Annotated in this window: 18 protein-coding genes and 6 tRNA genes; 23 read left to right on the top strand and 1 reads right to left on the bottom strand. The window is 51.7% G+C overall.

What is annotated here, in order from left to right; genetic code table 11:
* The first annotated feature begins 309 nt into the window (after positions 1-309).
* The 6 genes from EV294_RS29380 to EV294_RS29355 all read left to right on the top strand — a co-directional run bounded on the left by EV294_RS29380 (position 310) and on the right by EV294_RS29355 (position 848).
* A tRNA-Met gene (locus tag EV294_RS29380) sits at positions 310-386 on the top strand.
* Positions 387-393: 7 nt separating this feature from the next.
* Positions 394-469 (top strand) — tRNA-Val (locus tag EV294_RS29375).
* 23 nt (positions 470-492) lie between these two features.
* Positions 493-569: transfer RNA gene (locus EV294_RS29370), tRNA-Asp, on the top strand.
* Between the two features lie 20 nt (positions 570-589).
* Positions 590-665 (top strand) — tRNA-Phe (locus EV294_RS29365).
* Positions 666-674: 9 nt separating this feature from the next.
* A tRNA-Tyr gene (locus EV294_RS29360) sits at positions 675-758 on the top strand.
* A 14-nt stretch (positions 759-772) separates the two neighbouring features.
* Positions 773-848 (top strand) — tRNA-Lys (locus EV294_RS29355).
* A 111-nt stretch (positions 849-959) separates the two neighbouring features.
* On the opposite strand, the gene ssuE is transcribed toward EV294_RS29355, so the two are convergent.
* Entirely contained in the window at positions 960-1,514 is a 555-nt protein-coding gene (gene ssuE / locus EV294_RS29350) for an NADPH-dependent FMN reductase (protein ID WP_165930845.1), read from the bottom strand.
* A gap of 186 nt (positions 1,515-1,700) precedes the next feature.
* On the opposite strand from ssuE, the gene EV294_RS29345 reads away from it, so the two are divergent.
* The 17 genes from EV294_RS29345 to hisJ all read left to right on the top strand — a co-directional run bounded on the left by EV294_RS29345 (position 1,701) and on the right by hisJ (position 17,501).
* On the top strand, positions 1,701-2,648 hold the full coding sequence (locus tag EV294_RS29345) for an MraY family glycosyltransferase (protein WP_132313426.1): 948 nt from the start codon (positions 1,701-1,703) through the stop codon (positions 2,646-2,648).
* 76 nt (positions 2,649-2,724) lie between these two features.
* Positions 2,725-3,864: a PucR family transcriptional regulator gene (locus EV294_RS29340; protein WP_132313424.1), complete on the top strand. Its 1,140-nt coding sequence runs from the start codon at positions 2,725-2,727 to the stop codon at positions 3,862-3,864.
* An 87-nt stretch (positions 3,865-3,951) separates the two neighbouring features.
* On the top strand, positions 3,952-5,073 hold the full coding sequence (locus tag EV294_RS29335; RefSeq protein WP_132313422.1) for an ABC transporter ATP-binding protein: 1,122 nt from the start codon (positions 3,952-3,954) through the stop codon (positions 5,071-5,073).
* A 175-nt stretch (positions 5,074-5,248) separates the two neighbouring features.
* On the top strand, positions 5,249-5,791 hold the full coding sequence (locus EV294_RS29330; RefSeq protein ID WP_132313420.1) for a sigma-70 family RNA polymerase sigma factor: 543 nt from the start codon (positions 5,249-5,251) through the stop codon (positions 5,789-5,791).
* Positions 5,778-7,169 (top strand): DUF4179 domain-containing protein, encoded by a 1,392-nt coding sequence (locus EV294_RS29325; RefSeq protein ID WP_132313418.1) that lies wholly within the window; start codon positions 5,778-5,780, stop codon positions 7,167-7,169. Before EV294_RS29330 ends, EV294_RS29325 begins: the two co-directional genes overlap by 14 nt.
* Before the next feature lie 125 nt (positions 7,170-7,294).
* Positions 7,295-8,233 carry an HPr(Ser) kinase/phosphatase gene (gene hprK, locus EV294_RS29320; RefSeq protein WP_132313416.1) on the top strand — a complete coding sequence of 313 codons (939 nt, stop codon included), beginning with the start codon at positions 7,295-7,297 and terminating at the stop codon, positions 8,231-8,233.
* Positions 8,234-8,288: 55 nt separating this feature from the next.
* Positions 8,289-9,251, top strand: a complete 963-nt coding sequence (gene lgt / locus EV294_RS29315) for a prolipoprotein diacylglyceryl transferase (RefSeq protein ID WP_132313414.1) — start codon at positions 8,289-8,291, stop codon at positions 9,249-9,251.
* 30 nt (positions 9,252-9,281) lie between these two features.
* A complete protein-coding gene (gene ppaX / locus EV294_RS29310) occupies positions 9,282-9,935 on the top strand; it encodes a pyrophosphatase PpaX (RefSeq protein WP_132313412.1) in 654 nt (217 codons plus the stop codon).
* 4 nt (positions 9,936-9,939) lie between these two features.
* On the top strand, positions 9,940-10,470 hold the full coding sequence (locus tag EV294_RS29305) for an acyltransferase (protein ID WP_132313410.1): 531 nt from the start codon (positions 9,940-9,942) through the stop codon (positions 10,468-10,470).
* 227 nt (positions 10,471-10,697) lie between these two features.
* Positions 10,698-11,921, top strand: a complete 1,224-nt coding sequence (locus EV294_RS29300) for an ATP phosphoribosyltransferase regulatory subunit (RefSeq protein ID WP_132313408.1) — start codon at positions 10,698-10,700, stop codon at positions 11,919-11,921.
* On the top strand, positions 11,918-12,562 hold the full coding sequence (hisG, locus tag EV294_RS29295; RefSeq protein WP_012772162.1) for an ATP phosphoribosyltransferase: 645 nt from the start codon (positions 11,918-11,920) through the stop codon (positions 12,560-12,562). The genes EV294_RS29300 and hisG overlap by 4 nt, the downstream gene beginning before the upstream one ends.
* Before the next feature lie 45 nt (positions 12,563-12,607).
* On the top strand, positions 12,608-13,894 hold the full coding sequence (hisD, locus tag EV294_RS29290; RefSeq protein ID WP_132313406.1) for a histidinol dehydrogenase: 1,287 nt from the start codon (positions 12,608-12,610) through the stop codon (positions 13,892-13,894).
* 45 nt (positions 13,895-13,939) lie between these two features.
* Entirely contained in the window at positions 13,940-14,536 is a 597-nt protein-coding gene (gene hisB / locus EV294_RS29285) for an imidazoleglycerol-phosphate dehydratase HisB (protein ID WP_132313404.1), read from the top strand.
* Between the two features lies 1 nt (position 14,537).
* Positions 14,538-15,161 carry an imidazole glycerol phosphate synthase subunit HisH gene (gene hisH, locus EV294_RS29280; protein WP_132313402.1) on the top strand — a complete coding sequence of 208 codons (624 nt, stop codon included), beginning with the start codon at positions 14,538-14,540 and terminating at the stop codon, positions 15,159-15,161.
* Between the two features lie 49 nt (positions 15,162-15,210).
* Positions 15,211-15,969: an imidazole glycerol phosphate synthase subunit HisF gene (gene hisF / locus EV294_RS29275; protein WP_132313400.1), complete on the top strand. Its 759-nt coding sequence runs from the start codon at positions 15,211-15,213 to the stop codon at positions 15,967-15,969.
* Positions 15,966-16,667, top strand: coding sequence for a bifunctional phosphoribosyl-AMP cyclohydrolase/phosphoribosyl-ATP diphosphatase HisIE (gene hisIE, locus EV294_RS29270; protein WP_132313398.1), 702 nt, complete (start codon positions 15,966-15,968; stop codon positions 16,665-16,667). The genes hisF and hisIE overlap by 4 nt, the downstream gene beginning before the upstream one ends.
* 27 nt (positions 16,668-16,694) lie before the next feature.
* Complete coding sequence (gene hisJ / locus EV294_RS29265) at positions 16,695-17,501, top strand: histidinol-phosphatase HisJ (protein ID WP_132313396.1); 807 nt, start codon at positions 16,695-16,697, stop codon at positions 17,499-17,501.
* Positions 17,502-17,603 lie beyond the last annotated feature (102 nt).

Here is a 17,603-nt window from a genome sequence, read left to right as displayed (position 1 = left end):
AATGTGTGGAGCTGACGAATACTAATCGGTCGAGGGCTTATCCTACAACGTTTCCGAAGGAAACGTACTTCGGAAGCATAAACTTGGATACCCCACAAAGTGAAGCAAATGCTTCGGAGTACTTTGCAGGGGCCCCATAAATGAACTTAAGGAATTCAAACCTTCGCATCCAGTTTTCAGGGCGCAATCAACAAGTGAATGATTGTCTAGTACAATGATTCATGGACGAATGCAACGACATTTGGCGATGTCGACACCTGATCTTACAGTATTCCTACGGACTGTAAGTGACACTAGTAGGACAAGCGTGGCGGTGTAGCTCAGCTGGCTAGAGCGTACGGTTCATACCCGTGAGGTCGGGGGTTCGATCCCCTTCGCCGCTACCATATATTAGGAGGCTTAGCTCAGCTGGGAGAGCATCTGCCTTACAAGCAGAGGGTCGGGGGTTCGATCCCCTCAGCCTCCACCATATATGTTTTTGCAATAATCCATGGAGCTGTGGTGTAGAGGCCTAACATGCCTGCCTGTCACGCAGGAGACCGCGGGTTCGAATCCCGTCAGCTCCGCCATTTTTTTTGTCCATAAGTAAGGCTCGGTAGCTCAGTTGGTAGAGCAGAGGACTGAAAATCCTCGTGTCGGCGGTTCGATTCCGTCCCGAGCCACCATTTGCTTTTGGAGGGTTAGCGAAGTGGCCAAACGCGGGAGACTGTAAATCTCTTCCTAACGGTTCGGTGGTTCGAATCCATCACCCTCCACCATTTCTCATTATTGAGAGCCATTAGCTCAGTTGGTAGAGCACCTGACTTTTAATCAGGGTGTCGAAGGTTCGAGTCCTTCATGGCTCACCATTTATCTAAACGTACAACCCGCAGATTCCGGTCTGCGGGTTTTTTGATGTTTCATATTACAACAAATAAGAAAGCCTGAAGGAGAATGAACCTCAGGCTTATTTTCATTGCTTATTTGATTTTACGGATGCGAAGTTCTTCAACAATCTCGGCTACAGAAGCATCCAGGCGCTGCTTAAGCTCGTCATTCAGTTCGAACTGCGACTCGCCGACACCGGCATCAATACGGGCGATCTGAGAGTCGATGGCATAGACGCCGCTGCCGAAATGCTTGGCATTAAGCGACGAGAGAACAGGCTTAAGCGCATAGTCGATGGAGAGCAAGTGGGCAATGGTTCCGCCGATGAATAGAGGAGTAACGAATTTATCGGTAAGTCCTTTTTGCGGAAGCAGGTCCAGGAAGGTCTTGAGTACGCCGGTGAAGGATGCTTTGTACACCGGGCTTGCAATGATAACGACGTCTGCGGCCTCAACAATGGCAGCTGCTTCAACAATGGCAGGGCTGTCAAACCGCGCATGGATAAGGTCCTCAGCTGGTAAAGAGGCCACCGTAATATGGTTGAAGGAGATGCCTTTTTCCGATAGATGCGATTCGACATATTGCGTAATTCCTGCTAAACGGGATCCGGGATTAGGGCTTCCGGACAAAATAACCACTTGAGACATCATATCCACTCCTTAATTATATAAATTCCGATATGTAAACTATGAATTAATCCTAACACGATAATTTCCAGTCGTCAAACTCATTATAACGCTGCCGGTAAAGTTTTTAATCATTTTTTTCCTCATGGTAGGGAACAATGTTGAAAGCTACAACAATTGATGTAACTGACGAAGGGGAACATTCGAATGACATACTGGCTGGCTGTGGGGATGAGCGCTGTTCTCACGATTGCTTTTGTACCTGTTATGCAAAAGATAGCACTTAAATACGGAATCGTAGATCGGCCAAACTGGCGCAAAATTCACAATCGCCCTATTCCTCTAATGGGGGGAGCGGCATTGTATGTGGCATGCGTCGTGACGATTATTGCTTTCCAAGGCATAACGCCTTTGAGTTTAAGTATTACAGTCGGAGGGGCACTGCTCGTTTGTATTGGGTTGATGGACGATGCCTCCAAATCAAAGGGAAAAGATTTTCCTATCTGGCCTAGAGTTATTATTTATTTAGGCGTATCCATGATTCCGCTGTTTTTCGGCATACATATGGACGGCATTATGAATCCGGCTAATGGCCATTTTGTCGGCTTCCCGGTCTGGTTCGATGCGCTTGGCACAATCATTTGGATATTTGCCCTAATAAATATGATCAACTTCATAGACGGCGTAGACGGACTTGCCTCCGGTGTATGCACGCTTTCCTCCATGACTTTGTTCGTTACCGCCCTCATTAAAGGACAAGGAGACATTGGAGTAACGGCGATTATTATCGGTGGCGCCTGCATCGGCTTCCTGATCTATAACTTCCATCCTGCGCGGATTTTTATGGGGGATGCCGGTGCCACGTTCCTTGGCTATACGCTTGCGGTCATTGCCATCGATGGCGCCTTCAAGAAAGCAACCTTTATTACGATTCTCGTGCCGCTGCTAGCCTTAGGTCTGCCTATTCTGGATACGGTTATTGTTATGCTTCGCAGGCTGGCTACCGGGAAGGGGCTGCATCAGGCGGATAAGCTTCATACCCATCATGCGCTGATGCGCTGGGGACTGAACCAGGTGCAAACCGTCTCCTTTATGTATCTAATTGCGGCGCTCTTCTCCTTGCTGTCGATTCTGCTGCTCGTAATGAAAGGCTGAACGGAGCAGTAGTTTTGTGTTACAATGACGAAAAATAAAGCGTCATTCTTGGAGCTGGAGATTGGAGTAATGTAAAATGAGCACGACAGATTGGTTAACCCCGCTGCAGCACATTTTGAACTGTCAGGTTCGGTTCATTACGCTCTCATTATCGGACTGGAAGGGCCTTTTGCAGCAAGCGGATACAAGCTGGGCTTACGACGATAACCGCGATAAGATATCGGAAGGCAATCGCGCAGCGAATAACGGAAGGACATGGATCATTGTAAAAGTATCGGGTAATACGGTGGAAGCGCTCGAGATCGAAGGGGAGCTTAAGCAGGCAGAGGCCGAGTTAATTACTTGGACCCTGCAATGGAATCAGGCTCAGCAGCAGGCTCCAAAGCCAAGTACCCTCTCCGAGAGCGAATCCTTCGCATTAAAGCTCAGCGAGTGGATTCAGCAGCAGCTTGAATCGGAGGAGCCTTCGTATTCCATTCCCGATCATCTGACGGCGGGCGGCAAGCTGTTCGCAGAGATGATTCCCTTCTTATTGGTAACGGAATACACGAACGGCAAGCAGGCTTCCTATCCGGAGCTTGAGAAGCTGCTCCGCTCATTCCTTGCCGAGGATATTCTGCTTATCCCGTTAAAGAATCAAGAATGGCTGATTTGGGGACCTGTTTCCCTGTTAAAAGAAGCCGACAGCGAATTTATGGATGACGAAGACGAAGAAACGGTAGAGGACAGCTTGTCCTCCATCTGTCATGGCTTGCACGAGATGCTGGCCAGCGAATGGATCGGCGAATGCCATCTGGCCGTTGCGCATCCGGTTAGCCCGGCTAAAGGAATCGTGGAGACAACCGTACTGCTTCGGGAGACGATCAACCTTGGCCGCAAATTCCATGTAGGGACAAGCATTCATCTGCCATGGATGCTGCAGCTGGAGCGGCTGCTTAACGCTATTCCGGAGGTTCAGCGCTCAAGATACCTGGAGCACGCGCTTAAACGCACGGAGCTTTTTGTGGAGGCGGAGATGCTCGCAACCCTGGAGACTTTTTTCTCGCTTGACTGCAATGTCAGCGAAACCGCAAAGAAACTTTATATTCATCGGAATACGTTATTATATCGTTTAGATAAGTTGAAGCAGGAAACCGGATTGGATGTCCGGCAGTTCCGAGATGCTGTTTTAGTCAAAATAATTTTACTATTGTACAAAGTTACGAAAAGGAATTAGTTTTTTTGTAAAGTTTGTGCATAGTCACGAACGGGCCCGTGAGATAAGATATACCCATAAGAAATTTTCTTTTAGGGGGACATTCAAATGGCAGGCGTACGTTTAGAAGGCATTTACAAAAAATACCCGGGTTCCGACAAAGCTTCGGTAACTGATGTTAACCTTGACATTAAGGACAAAGAGTTTCTGGTATTGGTAGGACCTTCCGGCTGTGGTAAATCGACGACTCTTCGTATGATCGCAGGTCTTGAAGAAATCTCCGAAGGTAAACTGTACATCGGCGACCGCGTCGTAAACGACGTAGCACCGAAAGATCGCGACATCGCGATGGTATTCCAATCCTACGCGCTGTACCCGCATATGAACGTTTATCAAAACATGGCGTTCGGTCTTAAACTTCGTAAATTCAAAAAAGCAGACATCGACAAACGCGTTCGTGAAGCTGCTAAAATTCTTGATATCGAGCATTTGCTGGATCGTAAACCAAAAGCTCTCTCCGGCGGTCAACGTCAACGTGTAGCTTTGGGACGCGCTATCGTTCGTGAACCACAAGTATTCTTGATGGACGAACCACTCTCCAACTTGGACGCTAAACTTCGCGGTCAAATGCGTGCTGAGATCAGCAAGCTGACTAAACGTCTTGAAACAACTACAATCTACGTAACGCATGACCAGATCGAAGCAATGACAATGGGTGACCGTATCGTTGTTATGAAAGACGGTTTCATCCAACAAACAGCTTCTCCTGAAGAGCTGTACAACCACCCTGTAAACATCTTCGTAGCTGGCTTTATCGGCGCGCCTTCGATGAACTTCATCACGGGTACGCTTACTGATCAAGGCGGCACATTGAAATTCAAAACAACTGGCGTTGACGTTGCAGTACCTGAAGGCAAAGCAGCTACTCTTCGCTCCAAAGGTTATTTAGGCAAAGAAGTAATCCTGGGCATTCGTCCGGAAGATCTTCACGAAGAGCCAGTGTTCCTGGAAGCTTCCCCGAACACTATCGTTAATGCTAACGTTGAAGTTGCCGAAAACCTTGGTCACGAAATGTACCTGTACCTGAACGGTATCGGTTCCGACACAGTAATCGCTCGCGTTGACGGTCGTTCGACTCTGCGTGACGGTTCCACTGTTAAGCTTGCTCTGGACATGAACAAAGTTCACATGTTCGATAAAGAGTCCGAGCTGAACATTTTCGAGAACTAATTCTTACATTTACAACAAGGTCGTCTCCTTATGGGGGGCGGCCTTTTTTTACGTTTACGGGCCGTTCACATAGAGCCCCCAATATAGTTTTATCTGTTGTTTAAAAATAAAAAACCGAAATAGTCGTTCGGGCGTCTAATACATAAGAAACGCGAAGATTGGAACGGGAGGGACTATGGACAGAGATGAATATGCAGCCGCAGCAATAAAGGGGGATGACGATGCGCTTATTGCACGCATTCAAATGGATCAGAGCCGCCTCTATGGCATTGCTTATTCTTATATGCGTAATGAGACCGATGCGCTTGAGGTCATCCAGGAAACGACCTTTCGGGTATGGAGTAAACGCCGTTCTTTACGCGACCCTAAGGTTTTCACGACCTGGGTTACGAGGATTCTAATCAGGGTGTGTCTCGATGAACGTAAAAAAAGGCTTCGCGAGCTTCCACTACTCGACGAGCTTTTGAAGAGAGATGCTCAAGCTGCCGATGGGAATGGCATTGATCGATTGGATATGGCTGTTCAACTGCAAAAGCTGCCTTCTAAATACCGAATGGTTATTGTTCTGAAGTATTACCGGGATATGACGATTACGGAAATTGCCGAGTTGCTGGAGAAGCCGGACGGAACGATTCGGACATGGCTGCATCAAGCACTGAAGCGCCTAAGGACGGATAACGCATACGGAAAGGAGGGGATGAAGATTGAGTGGGAATAAGCCGGAGTTTGATCAGATCTTAGATCAGCTTTTACAGGATAAGGCGGAGGTACAAAGAATGTTGGAGCATACCTCGGAAGAATCGTTTTCTGCAGCAGTAAAAATAGGCGTTGAAAAAGGAAGACAACAATTAAAGAGAAGGAAAAGACGCAGACTGACTCTGCAGATGGCAGTTGCGGCAGCCTGTGTACTAGTTCTTCTATCCGCTTGTATCCGGGTATCCCCGGCTTTTGCAGAGCTGATGCGCGAGATACCGGGTCTAAATGGGGTTGTCGAGTTGATCCAAGGCGATTCCACTCTGACAAGCGCGATGAATCATGAGTTTATTCAGCCGGTTAACCAATCACAAAGCAAGGATGGCTATACGCTGAAGGTGGATGGCATTATGGCCGATCAGCAGCGGGTTGTTATTTTTTATACAGCTGAAGGGCCGGATGTTAGTAAAGATGCTTTTATTACGGAATACCAAGTCGCGGATGGTAATGGGGAAACATTACAAGCCCTTATTGGAAGTAACTATTACAGTCTGGGAAAGACGGAGACGGAACGGGATTCAGAGAATAGCATCCATGACATGATTGATATTACAATGGCTGACGGTGTTCTTGTGCCGAGCGAAATCCAGTTTAGCCTTAAGCTCGGGGGTGAATGGCGTAAGGTAAATATTGCAGTGGATCATAGCCGGTTCGATCGATTAAGGGAAGAAATCACTTTAAATAAGACCATTGATATAGGCGGGCAACATTTCGTTGTTGAGAAAGCGCTTGTTACGCCATTACAAGCCTCTGTAACAATTCGGAGAGTATCGGATTCACGGGTTCGCGCCAATCATTTTATTCGCTTAGCACTCGTTGATGAAAAGGGGCGGCGATGGGAGACAAAAGGCGGTTTTGGCATGCTGGACGACGGTACGACAACGCTCACATTTCAGAGCAATTATTTCGAGAAGCCGGAGCATCTTCGGCTGGTAGCGGATGGACTGCTTCTTTCGCCGAAAGGACAGAAGTTTGTTATTAATACAGAAACCGGAGAAACATTGGAGACACCGGATGACCGAATTCAGTTAACGAACGTACAGGTGACCGCTTCGGGGGTCAAATTATCAATTGAAGCAAAACGTTTGAGTGAACCGGAACAAGGGTACGGATATTGGCTGCTTAATTACAAGGCTTTGTTTCATGACGCAACGGGAGCGGAATTTAATTTAAAAGAAGGTGATGGCGTACAAAGCAGCTCAAGAGGGAATACGGATGGTTCAGGAGGATCCTATGAAGCTTATTACACCATTCCTGACAAACGGTATAAGCAGCCGTTAACTTTTGAGCTTTATCAATACCCTGGATATGTCGAACAACCGGTGAACGTGGTTATAAAATGACGAAAAGCGCAGAGCGACGGAGAAACGTTGCGTTCGGCGCTTTTTTCCTTTACGATGAAGCTATTGGCAATGGATTACACCTTTTATATAACTTAATTCGAGAACGCAAGTGAGGAGGCCGTTCGATGGCTAAGAAAGTAAAAGTATCGGAGCTAGTACAACATTTCTCGATGGAGATCGTATCCGGCGAAGACGGCTTGAAGCGTTCTATTCTGGTGGATGACCTGTATCGCCCGGGTCTGGAGATGGCAGGTTATTTCGATTACCATCCGCATGAGCGGGTGCAGCTGCTCGGCAAGACGGAGCTTACCTTCCTTAGCACGCTGACAAGCGAAGAGCGCAGATGCCGGTTTGAACAGCTGTGCCACGAGAATACGCCATGCATTATTCTGACCCGCGGGCTTGAAGCGCCGGAAGAGTTGGTCGAGTACTCCAACATAACGCAAATCGCAGTGCTTCGAAGCAATGTGGCGACGACCATTCTGCAGAGCCGGATTACGGACTTCCTGGAGAAAAAGCTTGCTCCAACCGCAACGATCCACGGCGTCCTCGTGGACGTATACGGCGTTGGCATGCTTATTACGGGCGGAAGCGGCATCGGTAAAAGCGAAACGGCGCTTGAGCTGGTCAAACGCGGCCATCGCCTTGTAGCCGATGATGCGGTTGAGATCCGCCAAACCTCCGATGGACAGCTGTTCGGCAGCGCGCCGGAGTTGATTCGCCATCTGCTTGAGATTCGGGGCTTAGGCATCATCAACGTGATGACGTTGTTTGGCGCCGGTGCCGTGCGGACAAGTAAGCGGATTACGCTTGTTATCAAGCTTGAGAACTGGCAGCAGGATAAACAGTATGACCGTCTTGGACTGGATGAAGAAAAGACAAGGATCATTGATACGGATGTGCCTTTGGTCACCGTACCGGTGCGCCCCGGCCGAAATCTGGCCGTCATCATAGAGGTCGCCGCCATGAACTTCCGTCTGAAGCGGATGGGGTATAACGCCGCTCTGCAGTTCACGAATAAGCTGACCGAGACGATTGCCGAAGACACGGATGATTTCGATTGATCGTTTCAGGGAATGGAATTCAGGAATAGACCTATTATAGAAGGAGCACGGAACAATGAATTTGTTAATTGATCCAACGGCATTTTCCATCGGGGACATTCATGTGCGTTGGTACGGGATCATTCTCGGTACGGCGGCTTTGGTTGGCTTGCTGCTCGCCGTACAGGAAGGAAAAAGATTCGGCATCAAGCCGGAGTTTTTCATGGATCTGCTGCTGCTTGGCGTGCCGTCGGCCGTCATCTGCGCGAGAATTTATTATGTGGCGTTCACCTGGGATGAGTACAAGAACAATTTCGTGGACGTTTTCAAAATCTGGAACGGCGGGATTGCGATCTACGGCGCCTTGATCGGGGCTTTTCTGTGCGGATTTTTCTACTTCCGTTATAAAGGGTATCCGTTCTGGCGGCTGGTAGATATTTGCGCGCCGGCGCTTATTGCCGGTCAAATGATTGGACGCTGGGGCAACTTCATGAACCAGGAGGCGTATGGTGGTCCGGTGGATGAGAGCTTCCTGCGGAATACGCTGCATCTGCCTGATTTTATTGTCAATCAAATGTATGTCGCAAGCGAAGGCGTCTATCACCACCCGGCATTCTTGTACGAATCGCTCTGGAGCTTGGTAGGCCTTATTATTCTGCTTGTCATCCGCCGTCAGAAATTCCTCCGCGCCGGTGAGCTTGTAGCGATCTACTTCATCTGGTACTCCATCGGACGCTTCTTCATCGAAGGCATCCGCACGGACAGCTTGGCCTTCCAAGGCCCGGGAGCACTGGGTTCCCTGATGGATGCTCTGTGGACGCCAATGACTTGGTTCGGGTTCGAGCAAGGCTTCCTTGATCCGGCGTATGGCGATGTACGGATCTCGCAGCTGCTTGCGGTATTGCTCGTTATTGCGGCCGTGATTTTTATCGTTGTCCGCCGCGTGAACGGATCGGCATCTGTCCGTTACAATGATCCGATTGTATCCACAAAGGAGGTGTCGGCGCCCGTAGCCGACGCTAAAACGGACAACCTGTAAGTCTTAACAGCAGTAGGAGTGAACGTAAGAATGACGAGCAATATTAAAACGATGCTATTCGATCTGGATGGCACGATTATGGATACGAATGAGCTGATTATCCGCTCTTTCATGGAGTCGTTGCAAGGCCTGGTACCCGAGGGGTTCGGGAGAGAGCATATTATTCCGAGCATGGGTCTTACGCTTGAAGCGCAATTTCGGAATTTTACGGGTCTTACGGATGTGGAGCATCTGATCAAGGCCTACCGCACGGTAAATACAAAGCTTCATGACGAGCTGCTGCGGCCGTTTCCTTATACGAACGAGGTTATGAAGACTTTGCATGAGCAGGGCATTCGAATTGGCGTGGTTACAACCAAGATTCGGATGTCGACGGAGCGGGGAATGAAGTTTTGCGGTCTGTATGATTATGTTGACGCGTTTGTGACGGTGGACGATGTCGTTAATCCTAAGCCGCATCCGGAACCGGTTCTAATGGCTCTGGAGCTGCTTAACGCGGACCCGGCCACAACGATTATGATCGGCGATAGCGCGGTTGACATGATCTCCGCCAAGGAAGCGGGCGTTATTCCCGTTGGCGTAGCCTGGTCGCTTAAAGGCGGGGAGCTGCTGAAGGAGAACGGAGCGCGGTATATCATTGACGATATGCGCGAGTTGTACGCATTCGCGGGAATGGAGCGATAGCCCTGTGCGGAACGTGGAGCGTTATCCGGTAGAAGGGCCTAATGCCCTATGGCAGATGTACCGAACGGTTAGCCGGTTTAAGGCGGTACGTAATTTTGTCGCTATCCAGGCAGCACGGTACTGTCCCGAGCTGAGGGTGAAGAATTGGATCTACCGCAACATCCTTGGCATGAAGGTTGGGAAGCAAACCGCTTTTGCCCTGATGGTGATGGTGGATGTTTTCTTTCCGGAACGGATTGAAGTCGGGGACAATACGATCATCGGCTATAATACAACGATTTTGACCCACGAATATTTAATCAAGGAATACCGGCTCGGCGCCGTAAAGATTGGCTCTAATGTGATGATTGGCGCTAACTCCACCATCTTGCCCGGCGTATCGATTGGGGATAATGCCGTTGTTGCAGCGGGTTCGGTCGTTCATAAGGATGTGCCCGCGAATACGTTTGTGGGCGGCAATCCGATTCGGGAGATCAGGCGGCCGGACGCTAAAGAGCACAAGGATGAAGACAAGCGGGTCTTGCTGAGATCATAGCGGCCGGCAGCGGGCCCAAAGGGGAAAAGCCTCACTATTCGAATCTCTTGAGGGAGCGGATAGCGGGGCTTTCTTGCTGGATATTAAGTCTCCGCCCTGGGACGGTGGAGCCGTTTCACCTTGACGGAAGCGGATGTTCATGCTAATATTACGACTAACATTTTATTTTGGTAGTATGGTAACATGGTAGCACTTTAATATACTAAAGTATTTGAAGGTGAATAGAGATGTCCAAACCTAAAGTTTTTGAGAAGCCGATTGGCGTAAAAGATTATCTTCCCGGCGCGGTAGCGAAGCTGCGCCATATTGAACGCGATGTGCTGGCCTGCATGAAAGGCTGGGGCTACGAACAAATTATTACTCCAACAATGGAATACTATGACACGGTAGGCGTCGCGAGCTCGACATCGGACCAGAAGCTGTTCAAGCTGCTCAATAACCGGGGTACAACACTAGTGCTGCGTTCGGATATGACAGCTCCGATTGCGCGCGTGGTATCTTCGCTGCTGAAGGAATCGCAGTTCCCCCTTCGTTTGTCCTATCACGGCAACGTATTCCGCTCGATTGAAGAAGAGTCGGGACGCGAGGCGGAATTCTTCCAGACAGGGGTGGAGCTTGTTGGCGATGCGTCCGCGGAGGCCGATGCGGAAGTGGTGGCACTGGCTATCGCCTCGCTTAAGGCGGCAGGCGTTGACCGGTTCAAAATCGCAATCGGCCATGTCGGCTTCCTGAACGGCTTGTTCGAAGAGACGCTGGCAGGACGCGACGAAGCACAGGAGCAGCTGAAAGCCTGCCTGTTGAACCGCGATTATGTCGGTTACCGGGAAAGCTTGCGAGGGCTTGAGCTGGAAGAGCCGGTTCAACGCGAGCTGGAAGGAATCCTTCGTCTGCGCGGCGGCCAGGAGATCTGCGAGCAGGCGCTGCAGCTTAGCGCTGATGCGACGGCCCAGCAGTCGATCCGCCACCTGTGCGAAATATGGGACGTGCTGAAAGCATACGGCGTATGCGAGCATGTTTTGATCGATCTGACCATGATTGGCGATTTCTCTTACTATACCGGCATGACGTTTGAGGGCTACGCGGCGGATCTTGGCTTCCCGGTGGCAAGCGGCGGGCGTTACGACAATCTGCTCAGCCAGTTCGGGCGTCCGGCGCCGGCTACGGGCTTTGCGCTGAAAACCACGCGTATCCTGGAGCTGATTGGAGCGGAAGAGGACACGGCTGGCGCTACGCGCGTCCTGATCGGTTATGACGGCGAAGGCCGTGCAGAGGCTTTGGCAGAAGCGCAGCAGCTTCGCGAGAAGGGAACAGCCGTTATCACGGAGCGTATGACAGCAGAGGATTGGAAAGAGCTTAGCGAAGGCTCGTTTACTTATAAAGGCGTGACATATACGAAGGGACTGCCGTTCATCGGCGGCGTGGATAAGGCGACAGGAGGCAACAGGCAATGAGCGAAGCGAAAAAAGACATTTTAAAGGTTGCGATGCCGAAAGGCCGCATCTACAAGCAGGCATCAAAGCTGTTCCGCGAAGCGGGTCTGCCGATCCCGAGCGACTTCGACGATACGCGCAAGCTGATTATCGAGCTCCCCGAAGTGGGCATGGAATTTATTATGGCGAAGCCGGTTGACGTTCCGACTTACGTGGAGTACGGCGTTGCCGATATCGGGATTGTGGGCAAGGACGTGCTCATGGAGGAAAATAAGGACGTCTACGAGCTGCTGGATCTTGGCATCGCGAAATGCCGCATGTCCGTTATCGGATTAGCGGACTGGAAGCCGGTTATTAACCCGCGGGTAGCTACGAAGTATCCCAACGTAGCTTCGCAATATTTCCGCGAGCTCGGTCAACAGGTGGAGGTCATTAAGCTGAACGGCTCGATTGAGCTGGCACCGCTTATCGGTCTGGCCGACCGTATCGTCGATATGGTGGAAACGGGCCAGACGCTGCGCGAGAACGGACTTGTCGAGATGGAGCCCATCTTCCCGATTACAAGTCGTCTGATCGCTAACCGCGTCAGCTACCGGATGAAGAACGAAGCGATTCAAAGCTTGTGCGACCGCCTGCAGGATACGATTGCGGCTAAGGTCTAACACGCTGGACATAAAGGATAAAGGTGAGGAAGGGGACGATAGCTTATGCGGATTATGAAGGCGGAGCAGTTTGGGCTGCAGCGCGAGGTGGAGTACGGAACGCCGGAGCAAAATGAAACGGTCCGTCAGATCGTCGAAGCGATCAAGACGGAAGGGGATGCGGCTCTGCTGCGCTACACGGAGCAGCTGGACCGCGTCCGGATCGATGCGTCGTCGCTTCGCGTGACGCAGGAGGAGATTCAGGCGGCGTACGGGAAGGTGGACGCCGCGTTTCTCACGGCGATCCGCGAGGCCGCCGTGAACATTCGCGTATTCCACGAGAAGCAAAAGCGCAACTCGTGGATGGATCTGCAGCCGGACGGTACGATGCTCGGGCAGATACTCCGGCCGCTGAAGCGGGTCGGCGTATACGTGCCCGGAGGCAAGGCGGCGTACCCGTCGTCCGTGCTGATGAACGTCATTCCGGCGCAAGTAGCCGGCGTGCCGGAAATTGTAATGGTGACGCCGCCTGCAACCGGAGGCAAGGAGGGCATCGACCCGTATATTCTCGTAGCCGCCGCGGAAGCGGGCGTGAAGGAAATGTACCGGGTCGGCGGCGCGCAGGCGATTGCCGCGCTCGCTTACGGCACGGCAACGATCGCTCCGGTCGACAAGATTTGCGGACCGGGCAACATCTATGTCGCGCTGGCGAAGCGGGCGGTATTCGGCGCCGTTGACATCGACAGTATCGCCGGCCCAAGCGAGATCGTTGTGCTGGCCGACGAAGGCGCCAACGCCTCGTATATCGCGGCCGACCTGCTGTCGCAGGCCGAGCATGACGAGATGGCATCGGCAATCCTCGTAACGCCTTCGGAGACGCTCGCGGAAGCGGTAGCCGCCGAGGTGGAGCGTCAGCTTGTCGCTCTGCCGCGCGAGGCGATCGCGCGCGCATCCATCGACAGCTATGGGGCTGTGCTGCTCGTGGAATCGGTCGAAGCGGGCATCGATGTTGTAAACAAGCTGGCACCGGAGCACTTGGAAGTGCTGACGGCCGATCCGATGAGCCTCCTTGGCCTGATCGAGAACGCCGGCGCGATTTTCCTGGGACCATACAGCTCGGAGCCGGTTGGCGATTATTTTGCCGGACCTAACCATATTATCCCGACGAACGGAACCGCGCGCTTCTCCTCGCCGGTGAACGTGGACGATTTCCTGAAGAAATCGAGCCTTATCTACTACAGCAAGGAAGCGCTGCTGAAGAACGGTAACAGCATTATGACGCTTGCGCGTCATGAAGGGCTGGAGGCGCATGCCCGCGCCATTCAGATTCGTCTGGAGCAGGAAGGCAAGTAATAGGCAGCGATCATAACCATTCATAATAGAAAGAAGGAATTGCAAGTGGCGGATACACAAAGGAAAGCGGAAATCGCGCGCAAAACGAACGAAACGGACATTAAGCTGAGCTTTGCGGTTGACGGCAGCGGCGAAACGAAACTCGAGACGGATGTGCCATTTTTGAATCATATGCTTGACCTGTTCACGAAGCATGGCCAATTCGACCTGGCGGTAGAAGCACGCGGTGACATTGAAATCGATGACCACCACACGGTAGAGGATATCGGTATCTGCCTTGGTCAAGCTTTGCGTGAGGCGCTTGGGGACAAACGCGGAATTAAGCGTTATGCGAGCGTATTCGTACCGATGGATGAGGCGCTGGCGCAAGTCATCGTCGACGTCAGCAACCGTCCGCACTTTGAATACCGAGCGGAATATCCTTCGGCGCAAGTCGGCAGCTTCGAGACGGAGCTGGTTCACGAGTTTCTGTGGAAGCTTGCGCTGGAAGCGCGCATCACGCTGCACGTCATCGTTCACTACGGCAAGAACACGCATCATATGATCGAAGCGGTGTTCAAAGCCCTGGGACGCGCGATTGACGAAGCAACTACCATCGATCCTCGTGTACAAGGAGTGCCTTCAACGAAAGGAGTGCTGTAGCATGATCGCGATCATCGATTACGGCATGGGCAATTTGCACAGCGTAAGCAAAGCTGTGGAGCGTCTGGGGTACGAAGCGGTTGTAACGGCTGATCCGTCCGTTATCGCAGCCGCTGACGGAGCGATCCTCCCGGGCGTAGGCGCGTTTGGGGACGCGATGGAAAATCTTCGCGAGACGAAGCTGGATGAAGTGACTATAGGCTACGCAGCATCCGGCAAGCCGCTGCTTGGCATTTGCCTTGGCATGCAGCTCTTGTTCAGCCAAAGCGAGGAGCATGGCGTAAATGAGGGCTTAAACCTGCTCCCGGGCAAGGTTATCCGCTTCCAAGGCGATTACAAAGTGCCGCATATGGGCTGGAACAAGCTGAGCTTCCTGCAGTCCGAAAGCCCGCTGTTCAAAGGTCTCGAGGAAGGCCATGTCTACTTCGTACACTCCTTCCACGCGAAACCCGAGGTCGCAAGCGACCTTCTGGCAACAACGGATTACTATCAGCAGGTAACGGCTATTGTCGGACGGGACAACGTGTACGGCATGCAGTTCCATCCGGAGAAAAGCAGTGACCTTGGCATAAAGCTGCTTGGCAATTTCCTTGCGTTAACGGGAAGCCCGGTAACGCAACGATAATATAGATCGGTTTTTCTAAAAGCAAGAACGAGAGGGGAGCATTCACGAGATGCTGGCGAAACGTATTATTCCATGTCTGGACGTGAAGGACGGACGGGTTGTCAAAGGAGTCAACTTCGTGAACCTGCGCGATGCGGGGGATCCGGTTGAGCTTGCGTCCACTTACGATCAGGAGGGCGCCGACGAGTTGGTTTTCCTCGATATTTCGGCTTCGGTCGAAGGCCGTGCGACAATGATTGAGGTTGTGAAGCGGACGGCCGGAGAAATTACGATTCCGTTTACGGTTGGCGGCGGGATCTCCCATGTTGACGATATGAAGCGGATCCTGCGCGCAGGCGCGGACAAAATCGCGATCAACACGGCGGCGGTTCTGAATCCTTCCCTTGTCAGCGACGGCGCCCGCAAATTCGGCTCGCAATGCATTGTTGTAGCCATCGACGCGAAGTACAACGAAGCTTGGGGCGAGTGGGAAGTATTCACGCATGGCGGCCGCAAGGAAACGGGCATTAAGGTGCTGGAGTGGGCGCGCGAAATCGAACGCCTTGGGGCAGGCGAGATTCTGCTAACAAGCATGGATGCGGACGGCACCAAGGACGGATTTGATCTGAAGCTAACCCGCGCGGTATCGGATTCGGTTGGCATTCCGGTCATTGCATCCGGCGGAGCGGGACGGATTGAGCACTTCTCCGATGTGTTCGAGGAAGGCCATGCGGATGCGGGGCTTGCCGCGACGATTTTCCACTACAAAGAAATGACGATCCGCGAAGTGAAGGATGATCTCAGACAGAAAGGCGTGGAAGTACGATGACACAGCAACTGGCAGAGCTTATCAAGTGGAGCGAGGACGGACTTGTTCCGGCTATTGTGCAGGACGCGCAGAGCAAGGAAGTGCTGATGCTGGCTTATATGAACAAGGAGTCCCTGAAGCTGTCGGCGGAGTCGGGAGTAACCTGGTTCTGGAGCCGTTCCCGAAACGAGCTGTGGAACAAGGGCGCAACCAGCGGCCATACCCAGCAGATCCGTTCGATGTCGTATGACTGCGATGCGGACACGCTGCTTGTGCGCGTCGATCAGAAGGGTCCTGCCTGCCATACCGGCTCCTACTCCTGCTTCTTCAACGAGATTGAAGTGTCTGGCGCCGAGAAGGCTGCCGACTCTGCGAAGGCATCTGCCAATGACCGCTTTGGCATTCTTGGCGAGCTCGAAGGTGTCATCGCGGAGCGTTACGCGGAGCGTCCGGAAGGGGCTTACACGACTTATTTGTTCGAGAAAGGCCTCGATAAAATTTTGAAAAAAGTCGGGGAAGAAGCAACCGAAGCGATTATCGCGGCCAAAAACGGCGATAACGACGAGCTTCGCTCCGAAGCTAGCGACCTGCTGTTCCATCTGCTCGTGCTGCTGCGGGAACGCGGCCTGCCTCTTGACGACGTCATGGCGGAGCTGCAAAGCCGCCACGGCAAGCCTGCGACAAACAATGCGATGAGAAGAGAACAAACGGGTAAATAATTTTTCAAAGAGAAAGGCCGGTATGCCATGTTTATCGATTATCATACCCATCACGCCCGCTGCGGCCATGCTGTCGGCTCGCTGGAGGAATACGTACAGAAGGGCATAGAGATCGGTCTTGCGCAGATCGGTCTTTCTGACCATATGCCGCTGCTCCATGTGGACCCGGCGACGTATTACCCGGAAATGGCGATGCCGATGGAGGAGCTGCCGCGGTACGTAGAAGAGTGTCTAGCCCTGAAAGAAAAGTATAAAGGCCGGATTGACATACGCGTCGGCCTTGAAGGAGACTACATTGAGGGCCAGGAAGAAAAAATTGAAACGATCATTAGCGCCTATCCGTTTGATTATGTGATTGGGTCGGTGCACTTCCTGGGAGAATGGGATATCACCGATTTCCGTCAGACCCATGGCTGGGAAGGCAAAAACCGGATGAAGGTATATGAGCAGTATTACGATGCGGTGGCGAAAGCGGCGGCAACGGGCTTTTACGACTATATCGGCCATATCGACGTCATCAAACGCTTCGGTTTTAAGCCGGAGGGAGACGTTACCCATCTGGAGAATGCCGCGCTTGAAGCGGTGAAGCGTCACGGCATGGCGATCGAGCTTAACGCATCGGGCCTTCGGATGCCGGTGGAAGAGATGTTTCCGAGCCGCAGAATGCTCGAATACGCCAAAAAATTGAGCATTCCGATCACGATTGGATCGGATGCGCATCAGCCGGAACGATTGGGACAATATTTAGATCAAGCGCGTGCGGTGTTGAAAGATGTCGGTTTTTCTCAGCTGGCGACCTTTGAACGGCGAAAATTGGTATTAGTCGATTTTTGAATTATGGTAAATTAGATGTATAATGATTATTGAACAAGCATGACGCGGTATGAAAGCGCCCTGCAATTGACGAAGGCATTGCCGTATGGCGAAGCTTAGCAC

The sequence above is a fragment of the Paenibacillus sp. BK033 genome, from assembly GCF_004345425.1.
Taxonomy (GTDB): Bacteria; Bacillota; Bacilli; order Paenibacillales; family Paenibacillaceae; genus Pristimantibacillus.
This window is presented reverse-complemented; position numbering and strand designations above follow the sequence as displayed.